Source organism: Roseicella sp. DB1501 (genome assembly GCF_013112485.1).
GTDB lineage: Bacteria > Pseudomonadota > Alphaproteobacteria > Acetobacterales > Acetobacteraceae > Paracraurococcus.
The window spans coordinates 1-6,590 of record NZ_JABFHG010000034.1 but is presented as its reverse complement, the minus strand read 5'-3'; the positions used below and the strand labels follow the sequence as shown (position 1 = coordinate 6,590).

The following is a 6,590-nucleotide window of genomic DNA, read 5'->3' as shown; positions in this document are numbered from 1 at the left end:
CGGAAGCCTACATCGCAGCCGTGCTCGACCGCCTCGCAAATGGCCACCCCATCACCCGTATCGACGAGCTGCTACCCTGGAACTTCAGGCCAAGCCGTCAACCCACCAGCGTGGGCTGACGCATACGTTTATCGCGCACGAGTTGCTGTTCCACAAAGCCGCCGCTGCGCTCGGCAAGCCGGCCTTCGTCATTGTGGACGAAGCCGCATGGCCGGACGGCCTGGAGGGGATTGACGACACCCCCATGGAACTGCCCCTGGACGCGCTGGACGAAGCTGTGACCGTCCCGGGCGACCGGATCGGCCTGGACACCAGCCGGCTTCGGGCCGCGCATGCCGCCGTCCGCGCCGCCCTCAACAAACACCCGGACGGGAACCTTCAGCGGGACATCATGGTAGCCGCTGGCATCAGTGCCGACACCGGCCGCGACGGCTATGCCCTCTCATGGCGCCGCGTGATCCGACCCGAACTCACCCCAGGGATGGATCCGGCTGAGCGCCGCGCCCTGGTCAAGGCTGCGGTCGGGAACAAGACGGCTATGCGCCTCGCCCGGCTTTTCGGGGCCTTGGAGGCTCTCATGCAGCCCGATGGGCCGAAGGCGAGCGGCTGGATCACTCTCGGCTGGAAGGACACTGATGCCGGCCCCGTCCGGGTGCTGCGTCTCCGTGGTCGGCGCAAAATCGCAAAGCCTTGGAACACCACTCCCACCCTGATCCTGGATGCGACGCTGAACATGTCGCTGGTCCGGCCGTACTGGCCGCAGGTGCAGGTGACAGCCTAGATCGAAGCCGCCGCCCCTCACATGCGGATCCGGCAGCTCGTCGGAAGGGACTGGGCGAAATCAGCGCTGCTTCCTGACGAATGGTGCGAGAACAATCCGAAGGAGGCCGAGCGGCGCCTGAAAAACTCGGAACGGCTCCGCGCGGCCGTGCTGCGGGAGGCTCGTCAGACCCGCGGCCGCGTGCTGGTGGTCGCCCAGAAGGGGGTGGTGGACTACTGGAAGCAGTGTGGCCCCCTGCCATCGAACGTCGAGTTGGCCTGGCACAATGCCGTCGCCGGTCGGGATGAATGGGGGCCTGGGCCGGGCAGGCCTGGCATCTCGCTGCTGATTGTGGTGGGCCGCACCCTGCCGCGGCCATGGGCTGCCGAGATGATGGCAGAGGCGCTGACGGGTGCCGCCGTCTCGACCAGCCTGGCAGGCCCGTATGAACGGCGGGAGGCGCATATCCGCCTGCGGAATGGATCCAGCGTCCCCACAGAGGCCGAGCACCACCCTGATCCGACGGCCGAAGCCATCCGGCAGCATATCTGCGAGGGCGAGCTACTCCAGATCATTGGCCGCGCCCGCGGGGTCAACCGAACAGCGGCCAACCCGGTGGACGTGCTGGTGCTGACCGACCGCCCCCTGTCCATCCCAGTGAACGAGGTTGTCTCCTGGGAGAGCCTGGAGCCCTCCCCATGGGACGTGATGATGAGCATGGGGGGCGTCGCGCTGAAGGGCGCCGCTGACGCTTACCGGGCTTATCCCGTCGAAACCCTATGGACCTCCCCTGCCGCCGCGAAGAAGGCCCTCCAACGATCCAGTGGGGGACATTCCCCAAATAGTAATTCCCTATTGGGAAATGTCCCCCACTGCCGAAGGGCGACCTACCAGAAGGCTGGAGCGAGGCAGCGCCCGAGCACCCTGGTCTACGATCCGTCGGTAGTGCCGGATCTTCAGGATTGGCTGGAGGAGCGCCTTGGCCCCCTGGCATGGCTGAAGGACGATGCGGAGGCCGAAGCTAAACCGCCGGCGCCGACGGTCAGCGAGGGTCTAGTCGGTGCCGCGGCCCAGACGCTGCCGCCGGTCCAGCAATCCGCTCATGCCGCAGCTATGCCGATCCGCCTACCGGCCGACCTGCACATCAGAACGCTGGAGGCACGGCTGGGCGCCCCGAGGCTTTCCCAGCCAGGGCTCGACCACGATGCTGCGCCAGATTCCCATCCTCACTGGCGAGGCGCACAGCCACCTAATCGATCACCTCGACCGAGGTACGAGGAATAGCGATGCCGAAGATCCCTTCCCCCGATGGCCAGGCGGCTGATGATGCGAAGGCCCTCGCCCGCATCGAATGGCTGATTGACCTCCGAGATGCCCTGTGGGAGGCGCGGCCGCCGCCGACCCAATCGGTCCTGCCGACCAGGGTCGAGGAGATGGAGGCTCGCGCTTGGCATGCCGTGCTCGATGCAGCACGGGATCTCATTGCGTCAGTCGATGCGCACCCGGGACGCACACTGCCTCCGACCGAGCGGGTGCTGCACTGATGCAGGAGGCGTAATACGTTTCGCTGCCCACTCCGCCCCCCCCCCGGTATCTTCGCGCGGCCCGGCCTATGTGGGGCCAGCCTCCCTTCGGCCCCCCCTGTGGCCGGCGTGGACAGCCCGAGCGTTCGTGCGTTGGGAGGCCCCTGATTGCCCTCCTAGGCCCGGTCGCCCTAGCCTTGGCGCCGATGCAGACGACCGCCTTCTCCGAAGCCATGGCCGACCTAGGGATGGGCACCGCTGATCTTGGCCGCCTGCTGGGCGCCAACGCGCGCACGGCCCAGCGGTGGAAGTCTGGTGAGGTCAGGATGTCCGAGGGCCACCGCGCGCTGCTGTGGGCGCTCCTTCACCACGACCGGACACTCATCAAGGCGCTGGCCGAGGACTATGCGCCATCCGAGCGCGAGATGCCGGAATGGCTCGACCGTTTCCTCTGGGCGCTGACCCGTGACCGGCGGCTGGCGGCCGTGCTGCTGGACGAGTGGTTGCCGGAGGATGGGCAAGCGACGCCGCTATTAGAGGGGCTGCTGCTCGCCGTGTTGGACCGACCAGCGCGGGCCGTGGAGATGCGGGCGGCGCGCTGACCTTCGCAAGTTGGGAAGGTTGAATCCCTCGTGAGCGACAGCGTTTCCGGTTGGGACATTGTCAAGACAACCCGATATCGTAATCGCGTGATTATCTAGTTTGATTGAGCGATGGCGAAGTACGTGAAGACTGGTGGCCGGAAGCCGGGGGCGCGGAACCGGTCAACCATCGAGCGGGAGATGCGGGCACAGGCCGGCATTGCATCTGCGATCGAAGGCGGCGCCCTCCCGCTCGATATCCTGCTGACCGTCATGCGCGGTGGCCCGGAAGCCGAGGCGATCACGGCGCGCCAGTACGAGGCCGCGGTCGCGGCGGCACCCTACCTCCACCCCCGCCTTGCGAGCAGCAGCATCAATGCCTCCATCCGTCGCAACATCGCCGATTTCACCGACGCGGAGTTGCTTGCTCTCGCAGGCCCGGACGACGGCGAGGCAGGAGATGGCGAGGCGGGCAGCGGCCCGCACTGAGCTGTTGAGCTTCACCCGGTACACGAACCCAGCCTACCGGCCCGGTGCGATGCACGCGCGTATCGCCGAGGCTCTGGAACGGGTTGAGCGTGGCGATTGCCGACGGCTGATGATCTTCAGCCCGCCACGACACGGTAAGTCTGAACTGGTTAGCAGGCGCTTCCCTGCTTGGGCGCTCGGCCGCGATCCCACTCGGCAATTCATCTCTGCCAGCTACGGACAGGACCTTGCCAGCGACTTCGGTCGCGACGTTCGCAACCTTGTCGCATCGCCCGAATTCAACGCTCTGTTCCCTGGTGTGGGTCTCGCAGAGGACAGCGGCGCGAAGGCGCGGTGGCACACCAGCGAGGGCGGCAGCTACGTCGCCGCAGGTGTAGGCACTGCCATCACTGGCCGAGGCGCCGACATATTGTCGATCGATGACCCGGTGAAGGACCGGGCTGAGGCAGAAAGCGCGGTTGTGCGAGATGCCGTATGGGCGTGGTACACCAGCACTGCCTTCACGCGCCTGATGCCTGGCGGCGCTGTCATCCTCACCCAGACCCGCTGGCACGCCGACGACCTTGCCGGACGACTGCTCGACCAGATGGCCGCCGGTGGCGAGCGCTGGGAGGTGTTGAACCTTCAGGCAATCGACGAGGACGGTGAGGCACTGTGGCCCGAGCGATACCCGCTCGTGGCGCTCGAAGGCATCCGAGCTACCATCGGTGATCGCGACTGGTCGGCCCTGTACCAGCAGAGCCCCATCGTCAGCGATGGCGCAGTCTTCAAGGTTGAGGCGATCACCGTTCGGGACACCCCGCTCGAGCGGGGGACGATGATCCGTGCTTGGGATCTTGCAGCCACGGCCGCAACGCAGAAGCGATCGCCGGATTGGACGGTGGGCCTCTTGCTTCACCAGAGCAGGGACAATCGCTTGACCGTCTGCGATATCGTGCGGCTGCGGGCCGGCCCCGAGGGCGTGGAGCGGGCCATTGTCGAGACCGTCGAACGTGATGGCCCGGACACGGTGATCTCGCTGCCCATCGACCCAGGCGCGGCCGGCAAGGTTCAGGCCGAGTACCTGACGCGCCAGCTGCTGGGCTACACGGTCCGCACGTCACGGGAAACCGGCTCAAAGGCGACCCGCGCCATGCCGGTCGCATCGCAGGCGAATGTCGGCAACCTGTCGATCATGCGGGCACCGTGGAACCGGGCATTCCTCGAGGAACTGCGTGGCTTCCCGAACGCGCAGCACGATGACCAGGTGGACGCCTTGAGCCGCGCCTTCGCTGAAGTGGCGACGCCTGCATTCGATGCCTCTTACTCGTGGGTCAGTTAAGAATGAATGCCATTTTTGCCGACAGCCTCCGGAGCCTCGTTGGCGAGATGGGCGGCATCGGCAGCCCGCGCGACAAGGGTTCGCAGGCCCACTACGACTTCGCCCGCATCTCGCAAGCCGAAATCTGGGCCTTGATGGAGAGCAGCTGGATCGCTGCCAGGGCAGTCGAGCAACCTGCCGCCGACATGACGGCGCGGTGGCGCACATGGCAGGGCCGCAGCAGCGATGTGGCCGCAATCGAAGCCGAGGAGCAGCGCCTTGACCTCCAGGTCAAGGTAGCGAAGGCGCTGGCCCTTGCGGCTCGGGACGGTGGAAGCTTGCTCCTCATCGGCGTCGGTGGTGCCGCTGGCGACGATCCATCGACGCCCCTCAACCCGAGCCTCGTCGGCAAGGGCGATCTCAGCTTCATCCACGTCGCATCGCGCTACGAGATCAGCTGCGGCCTGGTGGAACGCGATCCGTCGCTACCGTGGGCGGGCCTGCCGCGAGAGTACCGGCTCGCGCTCGACGACCGGAAGTTTCTCGCCATCCACCCGACGAGGACATGCCTCTTCACGGGCTCGCCGGCGCTGGGATGGTCCAACGGCGAGCCCTGGGGCACGTCGGTGCTGCAGCGGGCCTGGCGCCCGATCGCGGACCTCGAGCAGACCATCCGGGCGATCCAGCATCTCCTGTTTGAATCTAAGCAAGACATCATCAGCATTGAAGGGTTGAATCGCATTGTCATGGATCCGGTGGCGCGGACCGCGCTGGTGTCGCGGTTTGCGCTCGCCCATTCCATGCGGTCGATGTTCAGTCTGACGCTGCTCGATGCAGCCGAGAAGCATGAGACGAAGCAGCTTGACCTGGGTGCCGGGCTGCCCGAACTGGTCGATCGGCTCATGATCCAGGTATGCGGCTCCGTCGATATCCCAGCTTCTCGCCTGTTCGGACGCTCGAGTGCCAACGGCCTGCAAGCCAGCGCGGCCGGCGAGAGCGACGACGAGCGGTACTTCGGTCGCCTTGCGTCCAAGCAGAGGACCGACATCGGGCCCGCGCTGCGGCTGCTCGACGATTGCTTGATCCGGTCAGCGCTGGGACGGAAGCCGCGTTCGAACTCGGTGTTCTATGAATGGGCGCCCCTGTGGTCTGAGCGCGCGACGGATCTCGCCGAGGTTCGCTTGAAGCACGCGCAGGCCGCGGCTGCGCTGGCCGCCACCGGCCTGGTCGCCCCGACGGCGCTGGGGGCATCCCTGGTCAGCCAGACCGAGGACGATGGATGGCTCCCGGCGCTGGCGCAGCACATCGCAGCGGCAGGCCGTGGAGCTGGAACCACGGCGGGAGAGTGACATGCAGGATCTGGTGCAGGACGCGCTCGTCGGCGTGATCGAGAACCGCTTCCACGAGGCGTTGGCTCACGGTGCCGACGTGCGTGAGCTGGCAGCCCATGCCGTTGATGCAGTGGTGGCCGAATGCGTGACGCTGCTGGAGGTCCGGGCGGCGCTGATCGAAGACCGGCGCCAGCGGGCCACCATGCTGTCGGCTGCCGAAGCGCTGCTGGCTGCGCAGTTCGCCAGTGCCATTCCCACAAGAAGGCGATAGCCAGCAGGGCTGCGCGGGTTGGTGTGTGGCCGGGCTGCCGATGGCGGCGCCTCCGAGTGTGGATTCCGGCGGGTAATGGCAGAGGGTGATGCGGGCATGACAGCGCAAGCCCAGCTGGGCAGGCGCACCTTCGGCCTGCCCAGCCCGCGCCATATAGACTAGAGCGTGTCCGTTGAACACCGGTTCACGATCTGAGTGACGGCGGAGGCTGAGTGTGGTTCACCGTCTCCATTGGAGGGAGGCGGTGATGGCGCGGGCATACTCGGACGATCTTCGGGCCAGGGTTATCGATGTTGCCGGCTCGGGCGCGTCAGCCCGTGCGTCGGCGGCGCGCT

9 protein-coding genes are annotated in these 6,590 nt (G+C 66.7%); all 9 read left to right on the top strand.

What is annotated here, in order from left to right; translation table 11 throughout:
- The first annotated feature begins 20 nt into the window (after nucleotides 1-20).
- The 9 genes from HJG45_RS28090 to HJG45_RS28050 all read left to right on the top strand — a co-directional run bounded on the left by HJG45_RS28090 (nucleotide 21) and on the right by HJG45_RS28050 (nucleotide 6,255).
- Nucleotides 21-119, top strand: coding sequence for a transposase domain-containing protein (locus tag HJG45_RS28090; RefSeq protein WP_408902043.1), 99 nt, complete (start codon nucleotides 21-23; stop codon nucleotides 117-119).
- A gap of 23 nt (nucleotides 120-142) precedes the next feature.
- Nucleotides 143-781, top strand: a complete 639-nt coding sequence (locus HJG45_RS28085; protein WP_171617269.1) for a hypothetical protein — start codon at nucleotides 143-145, stop codon at nucleotides 779-781.
- A gap of 21 nt (nucleotides 782-802) precedes the next feature.
- Entirely contained in the window at nucleotides 803-2,044 is a 1,242-nt protein-coding gene (locus tag HJG45_RS28080) for a hypothetical protein (protein ID WP_171617267.1), read from the top strand.
- A gap of 2 nt (nucleotides 2,045-2,046) precedes the next feature.
- A complete protein-coding gene (locus tag HJG45_RS28075) occupies nucleotides 2,047-2,304 on the top strand; it encodes a hypothetical protein (protein WP_171617265.1) in 258 nt (85 codons plus the stop codon).
- 185 nt (nucleotides 2,305-2,489) lie between these two features.
- On the top strand, nucleotides 2,490-2,885 hold the full coding sequence (locus HJG45_RS28070) for a hypothetical protein (protein WP_171617263.1): 396 nt from the start codon (nucleotides 2,490-2,492) through the stop codon (nucleotides 2,883-2,885).
- A 111-nt stretch (nucleotides 2,886-2,996) separates the two neighbouring features.
- On the top strand, nucleotides 2,997-3,353 hold the full coding sequence (locus HJG45_RS28065; protein ID WP_171617256.1) for a hypothetical protein: 357 nt from the start codon (nucleotides 2,997-2,999) through the stop codon (nucleotides 3,351-3,353).
- 4 nt (nucleotides 3,354-3,357) lie between these two features.
- On the top strand, nucleotides 3,358-4,674 hold the full coding sequence (terL, locus tag HJG45_RS28060; protein ID WP_254452864.1) for a phage terminase large subunit: 1,317 nt from the start codon (nucleotides 3,358-3,360) through the stop codon (nucleotides 4,672-4,674).
- Nucleotides 4,675-4,676: 2 nt separating this feature from the next.
- Nucleotides 4,677-6,002 carry a DUF1073 domain-containing protein gene (locus HJG45_RS28055; protein WP_171617260.1) on the top strand — a complete coding sequence of 442 codons (1,326 nt, stop codon included), beginning with the start codon at nucleotides 4,677-4,679 and terminating at the stop codon, nucleotides 6,000-6,002.
- 1 nt (nucleotide 6,003) lies between these two features.
- Complete coding sequence (locus HJG45_RS28050; protein ID WP_171617258.1) at nucleotides 6,004-6,255, top strand: hypothetical protein; 252 nt, start codon at nucleotides 6,004-6,006, stop codon at nucleotides 6,253-6,255.
- Nucleotides 6,256-6,590 lie beyond the last annotated feature (335 nt).